Here is a 22,446-nt window from a genome sequence, read left to right as displayed (position 1 = left end):
GCGCGGCGAATGCGGTGTATCAATTCGTGTGGAGCCGGTTTTGCGACTGGTATCTTGAGCTGATCAAGCCGGTGCTTTCTCCCCTCCCGCCTGCGGGAGGGGCTGTCGAGTCAGGCGCGTCGCTCGCGGACATGCCCTCACCCAACCCAGTTTCAGGTCGGTCAGGCTCCCAGCCTGACCTAAACGATGCGGGGCATCGTTCACCTGAAACTCGCGAGCGGGAGGGGAGTTTAGAAGCCGACGAAACCCGCGCCGTCGCCGGTTGGGTGATCGACCAGATCCTCGTATTGCTCCACCCGTTCATGCCGTTCATCACGGAAGAATTGTGGCACGCAATGTCCGATCCCGCCCACCCGCGCGACAACGATCTGATCGTCGCGCAATGGCCGATGGCGGATGCGCAATCGATCGATCCGGCCGCGAGCAAGGAAATCGACTGGCTGATCCGGCTGGTGAGCGAAGTGCGCGCCGCGCGCAACGAGCTTGGCATCGCGCCGGGTGTGCGCATGGCGGTGCATGTGCTCGACGCATCGTCCGAGACCACCGCGAGGATCGAACGGCAGACCGCTGCAATCGCGCGGCTGGCGCGGATCGATGTTGCGACTGGCGCTGCGCCGAGTGGCGGGGCGTTGCAAGTGGTGGTCGACGCGACGACCTTTGTTCTGCCACTCGAAGGCGTGATCGACATCGCCGCCGAACGCGCGCGGCTGACCAAGGCGATCGAGGCGGCGGCGAAGGAACGCGATGCGCTCGCCGGGCGGCTCGGTAACCCGAGCTTTGTCGAGCGCGCCAAACCCGAAGCGGTCGAGAAAGCGCGTGCCGATCATGCCGACAAGGCCGCCGAGGCCGAGCGGCTGAGCGCGGCGCTCGGGCGGTTGGGGTAAAATTCCCCTCCCGCTTGCGGGAGGGGTTAGGGGAGGGCATGGGCGGAGCGTGAGCGATTTTACAAGCCCTCCCCCAGCCCAGCTTGGGGTGAACGATGCCCGCATCGTTCAGGTCATGCCGGGGGCATGACCGACCCCAAGCTCGCAAGCGGGAGGGGAGCCAAGTCGCGCGACCTGACCACCGGTCCGATCGCCGCGACGCTGCTTGCCTTCGCGCTCCCCACGCTCGGGTCGAACATTCTGCAATCGCTCAACGGGTCGATCAACACGATCTGGGTCGGGCGGTTCCTGGGCGAGAGCGCGGTGTCGGCGACGGCGAATGCCAACACCATTATGTTCCTGATGTTCGCCGCGGTGTTCGGCTTCGGCATGGCCTCGACCATCCTGATCGGCCAGTCGATGGGGCGGCGCGATGTCGAGGCGGCCAGACGCGCGTTCGGCGCGTCGATCGGCATCGTGCTGAGCGGCGCGGTGGTGATCGCGACGCTCGGGTGGATCTTCGCGCCCGATATCCTGCACGCGCTGGCGACGCCGCCGAGCGTCTTGCCGCTGGCGCTCGCCTATCTCCGCGTCATCTTCCTCGGCCTGCCCGCCTCGATGTTGCTGGTACTGCTCAGCATGGCGCTACGCGGGATCGGCGATTCGGTGACGCCCTTATGGTTCACCGTGCTGAGCGTGGCGCTCGACAGCGGGCTCAACCCGGTCTTTATCCGCGGCTGGTTCGGCATGCCGGAGATGGGGATTGCCGGATCGGCCACCGCCACGCTGATTTCGGCGCATGTCGCGGCGCTCGGGCTGCTGGCGTATATCTATGCGCGCGATTTGCCGATCCGGTTGCGCGGCCATGAAATCACCTGGCTGGTGCCGAGTGCGGCGCTGGCGCGAACGATCCTCGCCAAGGGCTTGCCGATGGGCGCGCAAATGCTCGTCGTGTCGCTGGCGGCGCTGGCGATGACCGGCCTCGTCAATCGCTACGGTGTGGACACCAGCGCGGCCTACGGCGTGTCGATGCAGCTGTGGGGCTATATCCAGATGCCCGCGCTCGCGGTCGGCGCTGCGGTCAGCAGCATGGCGGCGCAGAATATTGGCGCGGGGTTGTGGGACCGAGTCGATCGGATCACGGGCTCGGGCATCCTGTTCAGTGCGCTTATCACGACGACGATGGTGGCGGCGATCATCGCGTTCGACCGGCCGGTGATGGCGGTGTTCCTCGGCGGCGACAGCCCCGCCATCCCGATCGCGCGGCATATCCAGGTGCTCGCCAGTTGGAACTTCATCGTCTTCGGCATGACGATGGTGCTGTTTTCGACCGTGCGCGCCAATGGCGCGGTGTGGGCGCCGCTGACGATGCTGATCGTGTCGCTGTTTCCGGTGCGGTTGGGCTTCGCGCTGGCGTTCGAACAGAGTCTCGGCGCGGATTCGCTGTGGTGGAGCTTCCCGCTCGGCTCGGTTGCCAATCTCGCAATGGCGGCGTGGTATTACCGCTATGGCGGGTGGCGCACACAGCGGATGGTGGTGCCGCCCGAGATCCCGCCGGAGCATGGCGGCGACGGCGAACCGGTCGGGCGGCTGCACCCGGCGGGGTAGGCTACCGCTTGCGCCCGGCACGATGCAATTGATGGGCAGCAAAGGCGGGAAGTCCGGAATTTCCGCTGCGTAATGCTTGCGGCGCCCCTGTCGATCCATCACAAGTCGCGACCATGACCGCACACTATCCCGCCCTCCGCCTTCGCCGTACCCGTGCCGCCGCATGGAGCCGCCGCCTCCATGCCGAGACGGTGCTGACGCCCGCCGATCTGATCTGGCCGCTGTTCATTGCTGACGGCAGCGGGGTCGAGGAGCCGATCGCAAGCTTGCCCGGCGTATCGCGCTGGTCGGTTGACGGGATTGTCGCACGCGGCAAGGAAGCGCGCGATCTCGGTATTCCGTGCATCGCCTTGTTTCCCAACACCCCCAGCCATCTACGCAGCGCAGGCGGTGAGGAAGCGCTCAACCCCGACAATCTGATGTGCCGCGCAGTGCGCGCGCTGAAGGATGCCGTGCCCGAGATCGGCGTGCTGACCGACGTCGCGCTCGATCCCTACACCGCGCACGGGCATGACGGGCTGATCGATGCGGCCGGCTATGTGATGAACGACGCCACGTCCGAAGTACTCGTCGCGCAGGCGCTCAACCAGGCGGCGGCGGGGGCGGACATCATCGCGCCGTCGGACATGATGGACGGCCGCATCGGCGCGATCCGCGATGCGCTGGAGGGGGCAGGGCACCACAATGTCCAGATCATGTCCTATGCCGCCAAATACGCCAGCGCGTTTTACGGTCCGTTCCGCGATGCGGTCGGCAGCCGTGGGCTGCTGAAGGGCGACAAGAAGACCTATCAGATGGATTCGGCCAATGCCGAGGAGGCTTTGCGCGAAGTCGCGCTCGATCTCGCCGAGGGTGCGGACAGCGTGATGGTCAAGCCCGGTCTGCCGTATCTCGACATTGTCGCGCGGGTGAAATCGGCGTTCGAAGTGCCGGTGTTCGCGTATCAGGTCAGTGGCGAATATGCGATGATCGAGGCCGCCGTCGCGGCGGGCGCGGCCGAGCGCGATCCGATGGTGCTGGAAACGCTGATGGCGTTCAAGCGCGCGGGCTGTTCGGGCGTGCTGACCTATCACGCGGCGCATGCCGCGCGGCTGCTGGGAAAATGATCGCAGCGGTTGTGGAGACGGCGCGGCTGCGGCTGCGCGTGCCCGACCCATCCGACCGACCTGCGTTGCACGCGATGTGGGCGGACCCGCGCGTGATGGCCGATCTGGGTCCGGTGAAGGACATGGCGGCGAGCGACGAAACGCTTGCCCGGCACGACAGCTTTCGCCACGAACGGCTCGGCTTCTGGGTGGTCGAACGGCGTGCGGATGGCGCGGTGATCGGGTTTTGCGGGCTGAAGCGCGGCAATCCGGGGTCGCCGATCGAAGGCGTGCTCGAGATCGGCTGGATGCTGGCCGTGCCCTATTGGGGGCAGGGCTTCGCCAAGGAGGCCGCCGCCGCCAGCATCGACTGGGCATGGGAGAATCTCGCCGAAGACCGCATCGTTGCGATTACCGCGGCGCGCAACGCGAAGAGCCGGACGCTGATGGAGCGGCTCGGCATGACGCGTGTCGCCGACGGCGATTTCGATCATCCGAGTTTCGCCGTAGGCGATCCGTTGCGGCGAACCGTCCTGTACGAAATTGTGCGCCCGGTATGATCGAGACCGGACGCCTGATCCTGCGCGGCTGGCGCGAGGCTGATATCGCGCCGTTTTATGCGATGGGGCAGGATGCGGATGTGATGCGCTATCTCGGGCCGCCGGCGACGATGGAGGATGCACGCGCGGGCTATGATCGGATGGTCGCGCGACAAAGCGAGCACGGCTATTGCTTCTGGGCGGCCGAGCGTAAGGCGGATGGCGCTTTCCTCGGCTTTTGCGGATTGCAGCCCGGCTACGCTTTCCTCGATGGCGAAATCGAGATCGGCTGGCGGTTGCGCCACGACGCGTGGGGGCAGGGCTATGCGCGTGAAGCTGCAGAGGCGAGCCTTGCCTGGGGCTGGGCGAATCTGGACGCGCCGCGCATCACCGCGATCACTGTCCTTGCCAATCGCGCAAGCTGGGGGTTGATGGAGCGGCTCGGCATGACGCGCTATCCAGGCGAAGATTTCGATCATCCGGGTGTCCCCGATGACAGCCCGCTGAAACGCCACATCCTCTATCGGATCGCCCGTCCTTCAAGCTACGGTCCCGCCTGATGTCCGCACGCTTCGCGCGCCCGCTCTTCGTGCTGACGATTCTCGCCGGGTCGTTCCTGCTGTTCCTCGTCCAGCCGATGGTCGCGCGGATGGCGTTGCCGCGGCTGGGCGGCGCGTCGGCGGTGTGGAATTCGGCGATGCTGGTCTATCAGGCGTTGCTGCTGGGGGGGTATGCCTATGCGCACTGGCTCGGGCGGCTGAGCCCGCGCGCGCAGGGGATGACGCATCTCGGCGTGCTGCTCGTCGCGGCGTTGTGGTTGCCGATCGGGCTGAAGGCGATGCAGCTCTCGCCGACCGCGCAGCCCGCAATCTGGGTGCCGTATCTGCTCGGCATCTCGATCGGGCCGCTCTTCTTCGCGATCTCGGCACAGGCACCGCTGCTGCAACGCTGGTTCAGCTTGTCGCGCAAAGACGAGAATCCGTATGCGCTGTATGCCGCATCGAACTTCGGCAGTTTCGCCGGGCTGATCGCCTACCCGCTCTTCGTTGAGCCCGGGATGGCATTGTATGGCCAGCGCATCCTGTGGAGCAGCGGCTATATCCTTGTCGCGCTGCTGGTGGCGTTGTGCGCGGCGACGCTGCCGCGCGGTGGTGCCGTTGCCGCCGATCCCGTGGCCGTGTCGCCACCGCCGACGCGCGGGCGGATCGCGCAGTGGGTGTTGCTTGCCTTCGTCCCCTCGGGCCTGATGCTGGCGACGTCGACGTTGATCACCACCGATATCGTCGCGATGCCGCTACTCTGGGTGCTGCCGCTCGGCCTGTATCTGCTCAGCTTCACGATCGCCTTTGCGACCGATCGCATGACCGCCGACATCCAGACGCGGATCGCGCCGATTGGTCTCTTATTGTTCGGTGGACTGCTGGTTGGCGGATTGTCGGCGATCCCGTTGCTGGGCGCGATCATGGCACTGGCGCTGCTTTTTCTGCTGTCGGTCGCCTTGCATACCGGGCTGTATCGCCTTCGGCCCGAGCCCGATCGGCTGACCGGCTTCTATCTGGCGATGTCGGTCGGCGGCGCGCTCGGCGGCGTGTTTGCCGCGCTGATCGCTCCGCTAGTGTTCGACTGGACCTACGAATATCCCATCCTGCTGCTGCTGGCGGGCATCTTGATGCCGCAGCACTATTTGATCGGCCCGGTGCGGCGGCTGTGGGAAGGCAATCAGCAGCGCGGACGAATCCTGCTCTATGGCGTGGCGATCGTGGTGCTGGCGCTGGTCGCTGCCGTGCTTGCGTTTCCCGGTCCGGTCGATGGCATCAGTCCGATGCAGCAAATCGCCTTGATCGTGATCCTTGGCATCGGGCTGATCGCGATCGGGTCGCGCCGCGCGTTCGGGATTGTGATGCTCGGGTCGCTGATCGCGTTCGGCGGCTATCACGCAGTGCGGATCTCGCTCGAACCCGGCACGCGCACGCGCAGCTATTTCGGTATTTATACCGTGCGCGGCAATGCGACGCAGCGGCAATTGGCGCATGGCACGACGGTCCACGGCACGCAGCTGCGCGGTTCGCCGGACAAGGAGCGGACGCCGACAACCTATTATGTGCCGGGATCTGGGGTCGGTCAGGCGATGCTGGCGCTCCCAACGCTGTACGGCGCGCGTGCGCGCGTCGGCGTGGTCGGGCTGGGGGCGGGGACGCTCGCTTGCTACGCGCGGCCGGGGCAGGAGTGGCGCTTCTACGAGATCGACCCGACCGTGGTGCGGATTGCGCGCGATACCGGGCAGTTCAGCTTCGTCTCGCGCTGTCTGCCCAACCCCGGAATCGTGCTCGGTGATGCTCGGCTGAGCCTTGCGCGGGAAGGCGGTGGCGCGCTCGATCTGCTCGCGCTCGATGCCTTTTCGTCTGATTCGGTGCCGATGCATTTGATGACGCGCGAAGCGTTCGCCCTTTACGGCCGCGTGCTGGCCCCGCGCGGTCTGCTGCTGGCCCATATCTCGAATCGCTTCCTCGATCTTGAGCCCGTCGTTGCGGCGGCGGCCACCGATGGCGGGTGGCATGCGGTGAAGCTGACCTACACGCCTGGCCCGAACGATACGCCGGCCGCGACCAAGTCGCTATGGATCGCATTGTCGCGTGACCGTCAAGCGCTCAGAGTCCTCAAGACCTATGATGCTTCGTGGCAACCGGTAAAAACCCGGCCGGGCTTCACGCCGTGGACCGACGATTATTCGACGATCCTGCCGCTGCTCAAAATCCGCCGTTAAGCGGCGGGGAGCCGCGCGGAAATCGCGGTTATTCGCGCTGCTTGTTCGTCAAGCGCGGCCTGCGCGGTCGCGTGCAAGGCGGTGAGCGCGGGATAGTCGGGCTTGCCCTCCGCTGCGCGGTTCAGCGCGAGGGCGTCGAGATCGGTCACCGCCGACGATAGCGTCGCGCGGTAGCCGTCAAGTTCGGCGACTGCGGTTTGTGCCGCGATCCAGCGATCGCCGCCGATCGAATCGCCCTGCGCCGTGCTGGCCAGCCGATCGGCGATCTGCGCGGCCTTTGCAAAATCGGCGATGGCGGTCGCGATCGTCGCGCGAAGTTCGGGCAGTGCGGCATCGACGATCGAATCGGACTCGGCCAAGGCGATGACGACCTCTGGCTCGGCATCGCTGCGCGACTCGATCGCGCGAGGCAGCAGCGAGGGGTAACGACCCGAGGTCTGCGCGGCGCATCCTGCCACCGCCAACGACACGAGCAGGCAGGCGACGCGGGCGAGGGGGAAGGCGCTGTTCATCGCCTAATGCTCTATAACGATGAAAACCTTCGCGCAACGCACTTGCGCGACCGCAAAGATGCCTCTAACAGCGCCTCTCCACGCACCCATAGCTCAGCTGGATAGAGCATCAGACTACGAATCTGAGGGTCGGGCGTTCGAATCGCTCTGGGTGCACCATTTTCCTAAATTCCAAGTCGAGGCGCATGCGGATTGCGTGCCCATTCGTATGCACTTGGATCGACACGCCTAAGGCTATCCGGCTAAGCGCGGTCAAAGGCCTCGATCGATCGGGGCCGTGTAGGGGATTCTGATATGGCGCTGACTTCGGGCACAACTGCCCAGCCGAACGACGCGGCCGCAGGGGATACCGGGGTGAATGCCCCGGATTTGCAGCTTTTTGTCTTTGCGTTGTTTTTCATTTTCGGCGGCATCACCAGCCTCAACGATGTGATCATCCCGAAGCTGAAAGACCTGTTCACGCTCAACTATTTCCAGGCGCTTTTGGTGCAGTCGGCATTTTTCCTAGCCTATTTCATCTTCGCGATCCCTGCCGCCTGGATTGTGCGCAAAGCTGGCTATATGCGCTCGGCGTCGATCGGGTTGCTGATCATGACGGCGGGTTGTCTTTTGTTCATCCCGGCGTCGCAATCGGGCATGTATGCGGTATTCCTGTTCGCGCTGTTCGTGCTCGCGGCAGGGATCACGACGGTGCAGGTGATCGCCAATCCGCTGATATCGCTGCTCGGCAAGCCTGCAACCGCGCATAGCCGCCTGACCTTTGCCCAAGCCTTTAATTCGCTTGGCACGACAATCTTCCCGATTGTCGGCGGATATCTGATCCTCGGCAGCCTTGCGCGGGTCGATACGGCGACTCTATCCGGCGCTGCGCTCGACGCCTATCGCACGGCGGAAACACAGGTGGTGGTCAACACCTATCTGGCACTGGCGCTCGCGCTTATCATCGTGGCGGGCGTGGTTTGGACGCGGCGCAACCGCCTGCCCAATGTCGTCGAAGACAGCGGCAGCGTCTTGCGCGCGTTCAATTTGCTCGCAAGACCGCGCTTCGGTTTGGGAGCTGCTTGTATTTTCCTTTATGTCGGGGCCGAGGTCGCGATCGGTTCGCTGATCGTCAGCTACCTTATCCAGGGCGACGTTTTCGCCATTAATGCTGCCGCCGCATCGGCATATGTCGGCTTTTACTGGGGTGGCGCGATGATTGGCCGCTTCATCGGCACGGTCGTGCTGCGACTGGTTTCGCCGGGCAAGGTGTTGGCGACAGTCGCGGGGGGATCGATTACGCTGATCCTGATCACCGCCAACACCCCGGGGCAGATTGCAGGCTGGTCCCTGCTGGCGATCGGGCTGATGAATTCGATCATGTTCCCGACGATCTTCTCGCTCGCCAGCGAAGGGTTGGGCAAGCGCGCGGCCGAAGGATCGGGGATCATCGCGATGGCGATTGTCGGCGGTGCGGTCATCCCGCCGCTGACCGGGCTGATCGCGGATGCGAGCAGCCTCCGGTTCGCATTGCTGCTCCCCGCGCTGTGCTATGGCTTGATCGCGGGCTATGGCTGGTTCGCGCGCAAGCCGGTCGCGGTATAACCGTTCAGGCGGTCGGCGGGGCGGCGGGCAGGACGACCGTGACGCGCAGGCCGCCGAGCGGCGAGGTGCTCGCCTCGATCCGCCCGTGATGCGCCTCGACGATCGCCTGCGCCGTGGCGAGGCCCAATCCTGATGTGGTCACCGATTCGCCCGGTGCCTTGGTCGTGCGGTAAAACGGTTCGAACAGTTGCTGGGCGAGCGCGACATCGACGCCTGGTGCGCTGTCATCGATGATCAGCCGCCACGCGTCGCGCCGCCCCTCCAGCCCGAGCACAATGCGGCCGCCGGCGGGCGTATAGCGCAAGCTGCTTTCGATCAGCGCGGTGAACAGCTGCTCAATCCGCGCGCCGTCCCATTTCACCAGGACGGTTGTTGCCGGCAACGCGCCGGTTTCGAGCGAGACACGCTGCATCTTCGCTCGGCGGCCGTTGCTCCACACCGCATTGTGGATCAGCGCGACCGGATCGACCGTGGCGTAGGTCACGGGCAAGCGACCGAGATCGGCGAGTGCGACGGCGTGTAGATCCTCCGCCATTTCCGCCAGACGGCGGACGCGCTCAGTCACTTCGGCAAAACCCTCGGGATCGTTTGGCGCGGCCTGCTCGGCAAGGCTCGCCAATTTGGTGCCGAGCGCGTGAACGGGTACGCGCAACTCTTCCGATACCGCCACCAGCCACGTGCGACGCGCCGATTCGAGCCGGTTGAACTGCCGCGCCACGCGCCCCAGATTTCGCATCGTCGCCCGCGTTTCCGCCGGGCCGGTCTCGGGCAATTCGACGTCGAAATCGCCTTGCGCGATGGCGCGGCTCGCGCGGAACAAGGCCATTTGCGGGCGCGTCCATTGGGTTGCGATCAGATAGCCCGCAAGCAGCAGCAGCAGGAAAATCGCCGTCATCGCAACCACGATCCCGATCAGCTGATCGCGTACGAAGGCGAAGCTTGCCGCCGTGGGCGTACGCGGCCCGACGATCTTTGCGATCGCGACGGCGCGTCCGTCAATGATGACCGCACGCTCCATTCGGGCACCTTCGCGATCAGGCTGCGCTCCCGACAGGAACTTCCCATCCGGCGTATAGAGCGCGATGCGGTCGCGAAGCGGCGGCGGCGGGTCGCCCGGCTGGCTGTTATCATCGAACACATTTTGGGAGACTTGGAGTGCGGTTCGGGCTGTGGTCCCGCCCCGGATCTCGGTCGCGATCAGGGAAGCGAAGGCGGCGAGCGATTGCCGGTCCTGCGACTCCAAATACGCCTCATGGCCGCGTTGAAGGCTGAAAACGAGCGCGCTTCCGGGGAGCGCCGCCACCAGTAGCGCCTCTCCGGCAAGCAGCAGGAACAGTCCCGAAAATAGCCGCACCGCGATGTTCCCCCCCGAGAAGCGCGACCCAACGCCGGGGCTGCGCTTACCGTGGATCGACGGTATGGACAATCATCACTTTAGCGCAACATCATCCCGTCACGGGATTCGCCGCGGCCACCGCCGCGAGCACTTGCGCGGCATATTCCGGACGGCAGATCAGCACGTCGGGCAGCAACGGATCGCGGCAATTATAGACGAGCGTAGCGCCGTCGATCCGCGAAGCATGCAATCCGGCCGCCAGCGCGACCGCGACCGGCGCGCAATTGTCCCATTCATATTGTCCGCCGGCATGGAGGTAAATTTCGGCATCGCCGCGCACCACGGCCATCGCCTTGGCACCCGCTGAACCCATCGGCATGAGCTCGGCACCGATCGCTTCGGCGACCTGCAGTACGATCGGGTGCGCGCGCGAGCGGCTGACGACCATGCGCGGGCGCAGCGGCGCGGGGGCCAGAACTTCCGGCCGATCGTTGCTGGCGAAAACGAGATTCTCGGCCGGGAGGGCGACCGCGCCGGTCACCGGGACGCCGTCGATCGCGAGGCCGATATGCACCGCCCAATCATCACGGCGCTCGCGAAATTCGCGCGTCCCGTCGAGCGGGTCGACCACCCAGACGCGGCTTGCGGCGCAGCGTGCGCCATCGTCGGCGGCTTCCTCCGACAGGATGAAATCCTCCGGCCGCGCGGCGCGGAGCAAGCTCTGGATCAGGGTATTGGCATCCCTGTCGCCGCGGTCGCCAAGTTCGGCATCGGGACAGGCCCCATCCACGCACAAGCCGCGCAGCACCTCGCCCGCCGCCATTGCGACCGAGCGCGCGAGGTCAGCATCGTTTTGATAGGGTGGGGGGGTCATAAATTGGGGCTCCATACGCCCATGATATGCTCGACGATCCGCTCCGCCGCCGCTTCTGGGGTTTCGCGGGTGGTGTCGATGCGGATGTCGGGTCGTTCGGGCGCTTCATACGGACTCGAAATGCCGGTGAAATTGGCGATCTCACCGCGCCGCGCCTTGGCATACAGCCCCTTCACGTCGCGCGCCTCGGCCTCAGCCAGCGGCGTATCGATGAAGATCTCGACGAAATCGCCCGGCAGCATCGCGCGCACCATGTCGCGTTCGGCGCGGAACGGCGAGATGAACGCGGTGAGCACGATCAGCCCGGCATCGGTCATCAGCTTGGCGAGTTCGCCGATGCGGCGGATATTCTCGATCCGGTCGGCATCGGTAAAGCCCAAATCCTTGTTGAGACCGTGCCGCACATTGTCGCCATCGAGCAGGAAGGTGTGACGGCCGAGCGCGTAAAGCTTCTTCTCGACCAGATTGGCGATGGTCGATTTGCCCGAACCCGACAGGCCGGTGAACCAGAGCAAGCGCGGCGTCTGGCCCTTTTGCGCGGCGTGCGCCTCGCGGGTGACGTCGATCGCTTGCCAGTGCACATTCTGCGCGCGGCGCAGCGCGAAATTGAGCATCCCCGCCGCCACGGTCGCGTTGGTGCCGCGGTCGATCAGGATGAAGCCGCCGAGATCGGCGCCATCGGTAAACGGTTCGAACACCAGATCGCGATCGGTATAGATCTCCGCCACGCCGATATCGTTGAGTCCGAGCGTCTTGACCGAGAGTTCGGCCAGCGTGTTGACGTCGATCGCGTGGCGCGGCTCCTGTACCGTTGCGGAGACGGTCTGGGTGCCGAGTTTCAGCCAGTAAGAGCGGCCGGGGAGGAGCGGGGTTTCCGCCATCCACACCAGGGTGGCCTGAAATTGCTCGGCGACGTGCGGCGGATCGTCGGCGGTCGCGATCACGTCGCCGCGCGAGCAATCGACCTCATCGGCCAGCGTTAGCGTGACCGATTGCCCGGCGACGGCTTCGGTGAGATCGCCGTCCATCGTGACGATCCGCGCGACGGTGGTGGTGCGGCCCGAGGGCAGGATGCGGACCGAATCGCCGGGCTTCACGCTCCCGCTCGCAATCAGGCCCGCAAAGCCGCGGAAATCGAGATCGGGCCGGTTGACCCATTGCACGGGCAACCGGAACGGGCGGGCCTGCGCGGCTTCGGCCTCGACATCGACCGATTCGAGATGCTCGATCAGGGTAGGACCGCTGTACCACGGCATCGCGGCGGAGGGAGTCGCGACGTTGTCACCCGCAAAGCCCGAGATTGGGATGGCGGTGAAGTGTTCGATCCCGATCGCACTGGCAAAGGCGCGATAGTCGGCAACGATCGTATCGAACACGGCTTGGTCATAGCCGACCAGGTCCATCTTGTTCACTGCGAGCACGACATGGCGCAGCCGCAGCAGTTTGACGAGAAAGCTGTGCCGCCGCGTCTGCGTCAACACGCCCTTGCGCGCATCGATCAGGATGACGGCGGCATCGGCGGTGGAGGCGCCAGTGACCATGTTGCGGGTGTACTGTTCGTGCCCCGGCGTATCGGCGACGATGAACTTGCGTTTTTCGGTCGCGAAGAAGCGGTAGGCGACGTCGATCGTAATGCCCTGTTCGCGCTCGGCGGCGAGGCCGTCGACCAGCAGCGCGAAATCGATATTCTGTCCCTGCGTGCCGACACGCTTGCTGTCGTCCTCAAGTGCTGCGAGCTGATCGGCGAAGATCGCGCGGCTGTCGTAGAGCAAGCGCCCGATCAGCGTCGATTTGCCGTCATCGACCGATCCGCAGGTGATGAAGCGGAGCAGCGATTTACGCTGATGCTGGGCAAGATAGGCGGTGATGTCGGCGGCGATGAGGGAGTCGGGGGTGTAGGAATGATCTCCCCTCCCTGAAAGGGAGGGGGCGGGGGTGGGTTGGTACAGGGAGAGGGCGCCGGCTGCCTCAGGCCGACCCACCCCCAGCCGCTCCCTTCCAGGGAGGGGAGCAGAAGTGGCGTTCTCTTCGCGCTCCATCAGAAATATCCCTCCGCTTTCTTCTTTTCCATGCTCGCCGCCTGATCGTGATCGATCGCGCGACCTTGCCGTTCGGAGGTGGTGGTCAGCAGCATTTCCTGGATCACCGCGGACAGCGTCGTCGCTTCGCTCTCCACCGCACCACTCAGCGGATAACAGCCGAGCGTGCGGAAGCGGATCGAGCGTTCGACCGGCACTTCGCCCGGGGCAAGCGGGAAGCGGTCATCATCGACCATTAGCAGCATTCCGTCGCGCTCGACCGTCGGGCGTGGCGCGGCAAGGTAGAGCGGGACAATCTCGATCTGCTCCGCCAGAATGTATTGCCAGATATCGAGTTCGGTCCAGTTCGACAGCGGGAAAACGCGGATACTTTCGCCGCGCTCTTTCCTGGCATTGTAGAGGTGCCATAGCTCGGGGCGCTGTGCCTTCGGGTCCCAGCGATGGCTGGCCGAGCGGAAGCTGAAGATGCGTTCCTTGGCGCGCGATTTCTCCTCGTCGCGCCGCGCGCCGCCAAAGGCGACGTCGAATCCGCCGGCGGTGAGCGCTTGCTTGAGTCCTTCGGTCTTCCACATGTCGGTATGGCGGCTGCCATGATCGAACGGGTTTATCCCCAGCCGCTTTGCCTCGGGATTTTGGTGGACGATCAGTTCCATCCCGGCATCGGCCGCGGCGCGCGCGCGCATTTCATACATCGCGCGAAATTTCCACGTCGTGTCGACATGCAGCAGCGGGAAGGGCGGCGTACCGGGGAAAAATGCCTTCTTTGCCAGATGCAGCATCACCGCCGAATCCTTGCCGACCGAATAGAGCATCACCGGGTGCTCGGCCTCGGCAACGACTTCGCGCAGGATGTGGATACTTTCGGCTTCGAGGCGCTGGAGATGGGTGAGGGCGATGGTCATGATCCGTCGCAGATAGTGCAGAAACGCGCGCGCGCGATCAACTAATCCTGTTGTCGCCTAAAGTTCGCGTCAAAGTGCTGCGTTGCGCTCGACCGAATCGAGAATGCGCGCGCCCGCCATGAACACCGCGATCGGGCAGACCGCGAACAACAGCCAGCCACCGAAGCCCGGATATTGGTCGAGGTAATGAACCCCCCGCTCGACCGCGCCGAGCGCGAGCGCGTAAATCACCGCGAACGCCTCGAACTTGCTCTTGATGACGAACAGGCGGGAAAATCTGGTCCACATGCCAAAACGTTGAGCAAGTGTCGGGCCAATCGCGGTTCCGCGCGGTTGCGCGTTAAGAAACGTGGTTACGTGTCAATTAATCCGACACCTACGCGCGCGCGACGTGGCTGATCACATCGTCTTCGACCACGCGCAGTGCGGTGGCTCCCGCGCGACCCAGCACCACGCCATCCGCGCTCGTCCTGATCGTGGCATAGGCGCAACGGAAATCCGCGAGACGTCCATGCGCCGCCAGCGCTGCGTCGCCGCCATCGTCGTCGATCGCGACGACGCGCGCCGGTTGGACATCGCGGATCGTGCGGACCTGATCGGTTCTGGCGATCATCGTCGGGCCACCGTCGAAGATGTCGACATAGTTTTCATACGCGAAGCCTTCATTTTCGAGCATCCGCATCGCCGCGCGGCCCGACGGGTGCGGCAGGCCGATCACCGCGCGCGCACTTTCGGGCAGCATCGCGATGTAGATCGGGTGCTTGGGGAACAAATCGGCGATGAACTGGTGCCCGCGCACCGCGTTGAATTGGTCGGCGTCCTGGAAATTCATCCCGAAGAAGCGCCCGGCAAGGCCATCCCAGAAGGGTGATCCGCCCGCTTCGTCGATAATCCCGCGTAGCTCGGCCAGGATCCGGTCGGCGAAGCGCGCGCGGTGCTGCGCGATGAACAAATAGCGCGCGCGGGCGAGCAGCATGCCGAGGCCCCCGGCGCGTTCGCCCGGGTGGAGGAAGAGGCCACCGACTTCGCTGCACCCTTCCAAATCGGTGGTTAGCCCGAGCATATCGGCGCGAAAGGTGCGGCCGAGCTCCTTGCTATGCTGCGTCAACGTGCCGAGCCGGTAGCTGTAGAAAGGATAGCTTTGCCCGACATGGGTAAAGATCTGGCAGGTGCCGCGGACTTCGCCGGTCGCAGTGTTTTCGAGCACGAGCACGAACAGATCGTCGGCCTTGGTGTCGTCGGTGCGGGCGAAGGCGGCGGCGCTGCGCACCAGCTTGATCTTGAGCGCGGCGCGATCGGGCGGCAAATTGGTGAAGCCGCCGCCGGTCAGCTTCGCCATTTCATAGAGCGGTTGCAGGTCACTGTCGCGCGCGGCGCGGATCACGAAGGTCACAGGGCACCCTTTTCGGCTATGCGCAGGATCGTCAGCGCAGACAGAGCGGCGCGCTCGGCGAGTGACGCGACGATCAGAAATTCTTGCGGAGAGTGAATCGCCGCGCCGCGCGCGCCCATCGTATCGACCACCGGCACGCCGCATGCGGCGATCGTGTTGCCGTCACACACCCCGCCGGTCGCGCGCCAGGCGATGTCGAGCCCGAGGTCGGCGCCGCAATCCTTGACCAACGCGAAGAGCTTGGCGGCACCGGGGTCGATCGGTTTTGGCGGGCGGTTGAAGCTGCCATGTACGGCGATGTGCACGTCACAGAGCGCCGCAACTTCGGCGGTGATCCGGTCGAGTGCGGCTTGTGCGCGGTGGATTTCGGCATGGTTCTGCGGGCGGAAATTGATCCGCAGCACCGCGTGATCGGGCACGACATTGTTCGGTCCGCCGCCCTCGATCCGTGCCGGGTTCACCGCGAGCGTGGGGGAGCGCAGCGCGAACAGCCGTACCGCCAGCTCCGACGCGGCGACGATCGCGTTGCGGCCTTCCCCGGGGTTACGCCCGGCATGCGCGCTCTTGCCGGTGACGACGATCGAGAAATTCCCGGTCCCGCCGCGCGCACCCGCCAGCGTTCCGTCGGGGAGCGCGGGTTCGTAGGTCAGCGCCGCAATCTTCCCGCGTGCGGCGTCGGCGATCAGGCGAGTCGAGGAGAAGGAGCCGGTTTCCTCGTCGGAATTGATCACGACTTCATAGCCGATCCGCGCGGCGAGTGGGCTCACCTCGACCGCGCTCAACGCGGCGAGCATCAGAGCAAGGCCGCTCTTCATGTCGGCAACGCCGGGGCCGCCCAGCGTGCCCTCATCCAGCCAGGTCAGCATCTGGAAGGCGTGATCGACCGGATAGACCGTGTCCATATGCCCGGTCAGCAACAGTTGCACCGGAGCCTCCGGGCGGACCACCAGATGCAGATGCTTGCCGTGATCGAGGATTGTCACGGCCCCATCCGCGCCAACGCTCTCGGCGGCGTCGCCGGCAACCAGCGCGATCTCCCCGGGCAAGACGCTGAACGCTTCGACCAGCATCTCGGCCACGTCTGCCAGACCTGCAAGATTGCGCGTGCCGCTGTTCGCCGCGGCCCAGCGCTCGACCTGCGCCAGCATCGGCTGCGCGCTCGCGTGCGCAATCGCCGCGCGTTCGATCTCGCTCAGGCCCGTCATCGCGCCAGATGCGGCGCGAACGCCGCCAGCACCTCGCGGTAAAGCTGCTGCTTGAAGGGCACAATAACGTCGGGAAGTGTTTCGGGCGTGATCCAGTCCCACGTCTTGAACTCGGGGTGGGCGGTGGCGATGTTCACGTCTGCATCCTCGCCGAGGAATTGGTACAGGAACCAGCGCTGCCGCTGTCCCCGCCATTTGCCCTTCCACACCTTGCCGACCAGATCCTCGGGCAGGTCGTAAAAGAGTTCCTCGGCCGCGACCGCGATCAGCGCGACCTTGTCGGGTGCGATCCCGGTCTCCTCGCCAAGCTCGCGCAGGGCGGCGATTTCGGGATCCTCGCCGTCATCGATTCCGCCCTGCGGCATTTGCCACGCCTCGACCATCGCATCGATCCGCTGTCCGACGAAGACCTTGCCGTCGCGATTGAGCAGCATGATCCCCGCACACGGGCGATAGTCGAGGGCGGTCGCCGCGTTCACGCTGCGGCGCCGTCCGCCGCCTGGGCCATAACGCGCGCGCCCTCGGCCTCGGCGATGACGAGCTTCGCTGCCGTCAGTGCCGCCGCAACATCGCCGACCGACGACGGGATCGCCTTACGCAGCGTGATGAAGCCATGAATGTTGCCCACTGCCTCGCGATACACGGTCGCGACGCCGGCTTGCGCGAGCGCGGCGGCATAGGCACGGCCCTGATCGCGGATTGGGTCGAGGCTGGCGGTCACCACCACGGCTGGCGGCATCCCACTCAGGTCGCCCTTCAGCGGCGAGGTGCGGATGTGCGAGGCCTCCGCCTGATAGGCAGCGTTGAACCATTCCATACTGTCGCGGGTCAGCAGGAAGCCTTCGGCGAACTGGCTGTAGGACGGGTATTCCTGCGTCGTATCGGTCGCGGGATAGAAAGGCAGCTGCGCGATCACCGGCACGGCGGCGGGCGCATCGCGCAAGGCCATGGCCACGACGATCGCGAGGTTGCCGCCGGCGCTGTCGCCGCACGTCACGAGGCTGGTGACCTTGCGCCCGAGTGCCGCCGGGCTGCCCGCCGCCCAGCGTGCTGCCGCTTCGCAATCATCGGGCGCGGCCGGCCAAATGGCTTCGGGCGCGAGCCGGTAATCGACCGCCAGCACCGGGAGATCGAGGATGCGGGAAACTTCGGCACAGAAGCTGGCATGCGTGTCGAGATCGCCGATCACAAAGCCGCCGCCGTGGAAGAACAGGACGAGCGGCCCGGGCAGCCGGCTGGCGGCCACGTCGAACAGCCGCGCCGGGATGTCGCCAGCGGGCCCTGGAATCGTCAGGTCGGTGATCGTGCCGAGCTCGCCCACCGGCGGATCGGCGATGTCTTTCATCGCGGCATAGGTCGCGCGCGCCGCGGGGGCTTCGAGCTGGTGCATCTTCGGGCCGGGCAGGGCGTTGAGAAACGCGAGGAAGCCCGCGACATCGGGGCGCACATAAGGATCGGTCAAGCATCTCTCCATTGGTCTGAGCCAGCGTCGCGCCTACCTAAGCGCGATGATCACGGTCGTCCATCACCCTGCCTATGTCGCCGACGGGCAAAGCGCCAATCCGAGCCAGTTGAGCAAGAATGCCGCGATCCGCGATCTTTTGCGCGCTGAGGGTGCGGCGATCAACTGGCATGAGCCGGCGCCGATGCCGCCGCGCTGGATCGAGACAGTGCACGATCCGGACTATGTCGCCGAAGTGATCGCCGCGCGCGTCCCGCGTGAAAAGGAGCGGCGAATCGGATTCGCGGTGACCGCTGCGGTCGCGGCGCGCGCGCAAATGGTGCCGGGCGGGACATGGCTTGCCGGGAAACTCGCGCTGGAGCGCGGATTCGCGGCGAATAGTGCAGGTGGCAGCCACCACGCGCTCGCCGCCACGGGTGCCGGCTATTGCGTGCTTAACGACCTCGCGATCGCGGCGGTGCGGCTGGTTGAGGAGGGCGACGTGGCACGTGTGCTGATCGTCGATTGCGATGTGCATCAGGGCGACGGCACCGCCGCGCTGACCGCCGGACGCCCCGGCATCGCGACCTATTCGATCCATGCCGAGAAAAACTTCCCGGCGCGGAAGGCCCGCTCGACGCTCGACGTGGCGTTGCCCGACGGGACGGGCGACGCAGCGTATCTGGACATGCTGGCGGCGACCTTGCTGCCGATGCTCGACGACTATCGTCCCGATCTGATCCTGTATCAGGCAGGCATCGATCCACTGGCCGATGACCGGCTCGGGCGTCTTGCGCTGACGAATGCGGGGCTGGTGGCGCGCGAAACGCTGGTCGCCCGCGCCGCCCGCGACCGCGGTATCGCGCTCGCGAGTACCGTGGGGGGTGGATACGGTGCGGACATCGCTACGCTTGCCGCCGCGCACGTCCGCGCGATTTTGACGTTGGGTCAGGTCTATTCAGAGTGCCGATGATCTCACACAAAGACGCAAAGGCACGAAGAAGGGAGTGGGGGTGAGCGAAGCTCTGGAAAATTTGGCACGCGAAGCGGTCGATTGCGGGTTAAAACTGCATGAGGCGCTTGGTCCTGGTTTGCTGGAATCGGTGTACGAAGCATGTCTGGCTGAAAGCCTTGCGAAGCGCGGGATTTCGGTCGAGCGCCAGAAAGTTGTCCCGATCCGCTTCGGGGATACTTGTTTAGAGGAAGGCTTCAGGGCCGACCTCCTGTTGAAGGGGCGATTGCTGATCGAACTCAAATCGACCGAGGGTTTCGTGCCCGTTCACGGCAAACAGGTTTTGACCTATTTGCGGCTGCTGGATTTGCCACTGGGCCTGTTGATGAATTTCGGACTGGCGACGTTCAAGGACGGTGTCAGGCGCATTGCCAACAATTATTACGCTCCGCAATGACATCGCTCTTTGTGCCTTTGCGTCTTTGTGTGAGTCAAAATCTTTCTCGAAAGCGCAGATGATGCCCGTCTCTCTCCTCTGGCTGCGCCGCGATTTGCGGCTGGCTGATCAGCCCGCCTTGCTCGCCGCGATCGCGGAGGGGCCGGTCATCCCGGTCTATATCCTCGATGATGCGACCCCGAAACACTATGCGATGGGCGGCGCGTCGCGCTGGTGGTTGCAGCACAGCCTTGCCAGCCTCGATGCGGCGCTGGGCGCGAAGGGCTCGCGGCTGATCCTGCGGCGGGGCGAGAGCGATGTGGTGCTGGCCGCGCTGGCGATGGAAACCGGGGCGACGCGTGTTCATTGCATCCGGCATCACGAACCGTGGTGGCGCAATGCCGAGCGCGCGGTGGCGAAGCGGCTCGACCTCGTCTGTCATGACGGCAATTACCTTGCCTCGCCCGGGTCGATCACCACCGGCAGCGGCGGGCAGTACAAGATCTTCACGCCGTTCTGGCGCGCGCTGAAGACGACGATGCCGCCGCCCCACCCGACCCGTGCCCCGGCCTTCATTCCTGCGCCAGCGCACTGGCCGAAGAGTGATGCCCTCGCCGATTGGGACTTGTTGCCGACCAAGCCCGACTGGTCGAGCGGGTTTGCAGCGGAATGGACCCCGGGGGAAGACGGCGCGCATACCCGGTTGACCGCCTTCAAACATCATGCCGCCAATTATGGCGAAACGCGCAATCTGCCGTCGGTTGCGGGCAGTTCGCGCCTGTCGCCGCATCTCCACTTCGGCGAGGTTTCGGCCGCGCAAGTGTGGCACGCGGTCGCCGATGCAGGCGGATCGGTCGATACCTTCCTCGGCGAAATCGGCTGGCGCGATTATGCACAGAACATCATCCGCGAATTCCCCGATTACGGCTCGAAGAATGCCCGCGACACGCTCAATGCGCTGCCGTGGCGGACGGGCGCAGCCGCCGACGCCGACCTGCAAGCGTGGCAGCAAGGCCGCACCGGCTATCCGATCGTCGACGCCGGGATGCGCCAGCTTTGGGCGACGGGGTGGATGCACAATCGCGTGCGGATGATCACCGCGAGCTTCCTGATCAAGCATTTGCTGATCGATTGGCGCGCGGGCGAGCGCTGGTTCTGGGATTGCCTGGTCGATGCCGATTACGGGTCGAACGCGGTCAATTGGCAATGGACCGCAGGCACGGGGGTCGATTCGAACATGTTCGTGCGGATCATGGCGCCGTTGGTGCAATCGCCCAAATTCGATGCGGGGGCCTATATCCGCCAGTGGGTGCCGGAATTGTCGGGGGTGCGCGGTGCGGCGATCCACGATCCCGACGAGGCGGGATTTCGGCCACGCGCCTACCCGGCCAAGATCATCGGCCACCGCGAAGGCCGCGAGCGCGCGTTGGCGGCGGTGAAATACCTGCGCTGAAACCCCGTTGCGGCGCGCGGCCGTCGGTGCGAGGGGGTGCGCGATGCTTGGGGCTTTCGCGACACTGTTTCACCGCCTGCTCGACCGAATCGATGCGGGGCTGACCCAAGGGTCGCTCGCCGTGACGCTGCCGGATGGGCGCGCGCGGCTGCTGGGCGGGCGCGCGCCGGGGCCAGAGGCGGTGGTCGATCTGCGCAGCTGGCGGGCGTTGCTGCGCCTTGCCACGGGCGGATCGGCCGGTTGGTACGTCGCTTGGACGAAAGGCGAATGGGCCAGCCCCGACCCGACCGTGCTGTTCGAACTGTTCACGCGCAACAGCCGGACGCTCGGCGGGGCCGCGCGCTCTGGCGGTGTGATGCGGATGTTGCGAAGATTTCGCAACGGCTTGCGGCGTAACTCTCGCACGGGCTCAAAGCGCAATATCGAATTTCACTACGATCTGGGGAATGACTTTTACGCGCTGTGGCTCGATCCCGGCCTGACCTATTCAAGCGCCGTGTTCGCCGAACCGATTTCGCCCGCGCAAAGCCTCGACTCGGCGCAGGCGACCAAGATCGATGCGATGCTCGACCGGCTTGCGGTTGCACCGGGCGACACCATCCTCGAAATCGGCTGCGGCTGGGGTAGCTTTGCCGAGGCGGCGGCGCGGCGTGGTCTGGCGGTCCACGCGATTACGCTGTCGGCCGAGCAGGAGCGGGCGGTCGCCGATCGCATCGCCGCGGCTGGATTGTCGGGCGTGACGGTGTCGCGGACCGATTACCGCGATGTCGTCGGCCGCTATGACGCCGTGGCGAGCATCGAGATGGTTGAGGCGGTCGGGCAGGACTATTGGCCGGTCTATCTCGCCGCGATCGCGCGCGCGTTGAAACCGGGTGGTCGCGCGGCGATCCAATATATCGCGATCGATGACGCGATCTTTGACGCCTATGCCGCCAATGTCGATTTCATCCAGCGCTTCATTTTCCCCGGCGGCATGCTGCTGTCCGAAAGCCGTTTCCGCGCGCTGGCCGAGGCAGAGGGTCTCGAATGGAGCGATCACCGCACGTGCGGCCTGCATTATGCCGAAACGCTCAGGCGGTGGCGTATCGCGTTCGATACGGCTGTCGCCGCAGGCCAGTTGCCCGCGCGATTCGATCAGCATTTCATCGACTTGTGGCGCTATTATCTGATGTATTGCGAAGGCGGGTTTCGCGGGCAGGGGATTGATGCCGCGCAGGTTACGCTGGTCAAAAGTCCCCCTCCCGCTCGCGGGAGGGGTTAGGGGAGGGGATGTCTCGAACTGTTCGGGGGTGGCTGGGACATTCCCTCCCCCAGCCCAGTTTGAGGTGAACGATGCCCCGCATCGTTCAGGTCATGTCGGGGGCATGACCGACCTCAAACTCGCAAGCGGGAGGGGAGAGTTATGCGACCCGTTCGAAATGGCCGGTCGTGAAATCCTCGACCAGCAACGCGACGATCCG

The 22,446-nt window shown here is 65.2% G+C and carries 21 protein-coding genes and 1 tRNA gene; 12 read left to right on the top strand and 10 right to left on the bottom strand.

Annotated elements, in window-relative coordinates:
* From ABWP09_RS01775 to ABWP09_RS01750, 6 genes are all read left to right on the top strand, one after another.
* The coding region (locus ABWP09_RS01775) for a class I tRNA ligase family protein (RefSeq protein ID WP_502959742.1) at nt 1-884 on the top strand (884 nt) is incomplete at its 5' end.
* 126 nt (nt 885-1,010) lie between these two features.
* A complete protein-coding gene (locus tag ABWP09_RS01770) occupies nt 1,011-2,471 on the top strand; it encodes an MATE family efflux transporter (protein WP_353203449.1) in 1,461 nt (486 codons plus the stop codon).
* Between the two features lie 113 nt (nt 2,472-2,584).
* Nucleotides 2,585-3,577 carry a porphobilinogen synthase gene (gene hemB, locus ABWP09_RS01765; RefSeq protein ID WP_353203448.1) on the top strand — a complete coding sequence of 331 codons (993 nt, stop codon included), beginning with the start codon at nt 2,585-2,587 and terminating at the stop codon, nt 3,575-3,577.
* A complete protein-coding gene (locus ABWP09_RS01760) occupies nt 3,574-4,116 on the top strand; it encodes a GNAT family N-acetyltransferase (protein WP_353203447.1) in 543 nt (180 codons plus the stop codon). The genes hemB and ABWP09_RS01760 overlap by 4 nt, the downstream gene beginning before the upstream one ends.
* Complete coding sequence (locus tag ABWP09_RS01755) at nt 4,113-4,655, top strand: GNAT family N-acetyltransferase (protein WP_353203446.1); 543 nt, start codon at nt 4,113-4,115, stop codon at nt 4,653-4,655. The genes ABWP09_RS01760 and ABWP09_RS01755 overlap by 4 nt, the downstream gene beginning before the upstream one ends.
* A complete protein-coding gene (locus tag ABWP09_RS01750; protein ID WP_353203445.1) occupies nt 4,655-6,859 on the top strand; it encodes a spermidine synthase in 2,205 nt (734 codons plus the stop codon). Before ABWP09_RS01755 ends, ABWP09_RS01750 begins: the two co-directional genes overlap by 1 nt.
* Here ABWP09_RS01750 and ABWP09_RS01745 read toward each other — a convergent pair.
* On the bottom strand, nt 6,856-7,371 hold the full coding sequence (locus ABWP09_RS01745; protein WP_353203444.1) for a hypothetical protein: 516 nt from the start codon (nt 7,369-7,371) through the stop codon (nt 6,856-6,858). The two genes, ABWP09_RS01750 and ABWP09_RS01745, sit on opposite strands and share 4 nt — an antisense overlap.
* An 82-nt stretch (nt 7,372-7,453) precedes the next feature.
* On the opposite strand from ABWP09_RS01745, the gene ABWP09_RS01740 reads away from it, so the two are divergent.
* Nucleotides 7,454-7,530: transfer RNA gene (locus ABWP09_RS01740), tRNA-Arg, on the top strand.
* Between the two features lie 135 nt (nt 7,531-7,665).
* Nucleotides 7,666-8,955: a sugar MFS transporter gene (locus tag ABWP09_RS01735; protein ID WP_353203443.1), complete on the top strand. Its 1,290-nt coding sequence runs from the start codon at nt 7,666-7,668 to the stop codon at nt 8,953-8,955.
* Nucleotides 8,956-8,959: 4 nt separating this feature from the next.
* Here the strand turns inward: ABWP09_RS01735 and ABWP09_RS01730 are convergent, their stop codons facing one another.
* The 9 genes from ABWP09_RS01730 to ABWP09_RS01690 form a co-directional block, all read right to left on the bottom strand.
* Nucleotides 8,960-10,381 (bottom strand): ATP-binding protein, encoded by a 1,422-nt coding sequence (locus ABWP09_RS01730; protein ID WP_353203442.1) that lies wholly within the window; start codon nt 10,379-10,381, stop codon nt 8,960-8,962.
* Nucleotides 10,382-10,400: 19 nt separating this feature from the next.
* Nucleotides 10,401-11,165, bottom strand: coding sequence for a 3'(2'),5'-bisphosphate nucleotidase CysQ (locus tag ABWP09_RS01725; RefSeq protein WP_353203441.1), 765 nt, complete (start codon nt 11,163-11,165; stop codon nt 10,401-10,403).
* Nucleotides 11,162-13,114: a sulfate adenylyltransferase subunit CysN gene (gene cysN, locus ABWP09_RS01720; protein WP_353203467.1), complete on the bottom strand. Its 1,953-nt coding sequence runs from the start codon at nt 13,112-13,114 to the stop codon at nt 11,162-11,164. The genes ABWP09_RS01725 and cysN overlap by 4 nt, the downstream gene beginning before the upstream one ends.
* Nucleotides 13,115-13,203: 89 nt before the next feature.
* A complete protein-coding gene (gene cysD, locus ABWP09_RS01715; RefSeq protein WP_353203440.1) occupies nt 13,204-14,106 on the bottom strand; it encodes a sulfate adenylyltransferase subunit CysD in 903 nt (300 codons plus the stop codon).
* 69 nt (nt 14,107-14,175) lie between these two features.
* Nucleotides 14,176-14,394 (bottom strand): hypothetical protein, encoded by a 219-nt coding sequence (locus ABWP09_RS01710; RefSeq protein WP_353203439.1) that lies wholly within the window; start codon nt 14,392-14,394, stop codon nt 14,176-14,178.
* Nucleotides 14,395-14,482: 88 nt separating this feature from the next.
* On the bottom strand, nt 14,483-15,499 hold the full coding sequence (locus tag ABWP09_RS01705; protein WP_353203438.1) for an arginine N-succinyltransferase: 1,017 nt from the start codon (nt 15,497-15,499) through the stop codon (nt 14,483-14,485).
* Nucleotides 15,496-16,704, bottom strand: coding sequence for a hydrolase (locus ABWP09_RS01700; RefSeq protein ID WP_353203437.1), 1,209 nt, complete (start codon nt 16,702-16,704; stop codon nt 15,496-15,498). The genes ABWP09_RS01705 and ABWP09_RS01700 overlap by 4 nt, the downstream gene beginning before the upstream one ends.
* The gene (locus tag ABWP09_RS01695; RefSeq protein ID WP_353203436.1) at nt 16,701-17,183 is read right to left on the bottom strand and encodes an RNA pyrophosphohydrolase; all 483 of its coding nucleotides are present in this window, start codon (nt 17,181-17,183) and stop codon (nt 16,701-16,703) included. The genes ABWP09_RS01700 and ABWP09_RS01695 overlap by 4 nt, the downstream gene beginning before the upstream one ends.
* On the bottom strand, nt 17,180-18,178 hold the full coding sequence (locus tag ABWP09_RS01690; protein WP_502959741.1) for an alpha/beta hydrolase: 999 nt from the start codon (nt 18,176-18,178) through the stop codon (nt 17,180-17,182). Before ABWP09_RS01690 ends, ABWP09_RS01695 begins: the two co-directional genes overlap by 4 nt.
* A 34-nt stretch (nt 18,179-18,212) precedes the next feature.
* Here ABWP09_RS01690 and ABWP09_RS01685 point away from each other — a divergent pair, with 34 nt between their 5' ends.
* From ABWP09_RS01685 to ABWP09_RS01670, 4 genes are read left to right on the top strand one after another with little or no spacing between them, the layout of a single operon-like run.
* Complete coding sequence (locus ABWP09_RS01685) at nt 18,213-19,118, top strand: histone deacetylase family protein (protein WP_353203434.1); 906 nt, start codon at nt 18,213-18,215, stop codon at nt 19,116-19,118.
* A gap of 40 nt (nt 19,119-19,158) precedes the next feature.
* Nucleotides 19,159-19,554 carry a GxxExxY protein gene (locus ABWP09_RS01680; protein ID WP_353203433.1) on the top strand — a complete coding sequence of 132 codons (396 nt, stop codon included), beginning with the start codon at nt 19,159-19,161 and terminating at the stop codon, nt 19,552-19,554.
* 58 nt (nt 19,555-19,612) lie between these two features.
* Nucleotides 19,613-20,986: a cryptochrome/photolyase family protein gene (locus ABWP09_RS01675; RefSeq protein WP_353203432.1), complete on the top strand. Its 1,374-nt coding sequence runs from the start codon at nt 19,613-19,615 to the stop codon at nt 20,984-20,986.
* A 43-nt stretch (nt 20,987-21,029) separates the two neighbouring features.
* Nucleotides 21,030-22,247 carry a class I SAM-dependent methyltransferase gene (locus tag ABWP09_RS01670; protein ID WP_353203431.1) on the top strand — a complete coding sequence of 406 codons (1,218 nt, stop codon included), beginning with the start codon at nt 21,030-21,032 and terminating at the stop codon, nt 22,245-22,247.
* Nucleotides 22,248-22,446 lie beyond the last annotated feature (199 nt).

Source organism: Sphingomonas sp. (assembly GCF_040398505.1).
In the GTDB taxonomy this organism is placed as follows: domain Bacteria; phylum Pseudomonadota; class Alphaproteobacteria; order Sphingomonadales; family Sphingomonadaceae; genus Sphingomonas.
This window is presented reverse-complemented; position numbering and strand designations above follow the sequence as displayed.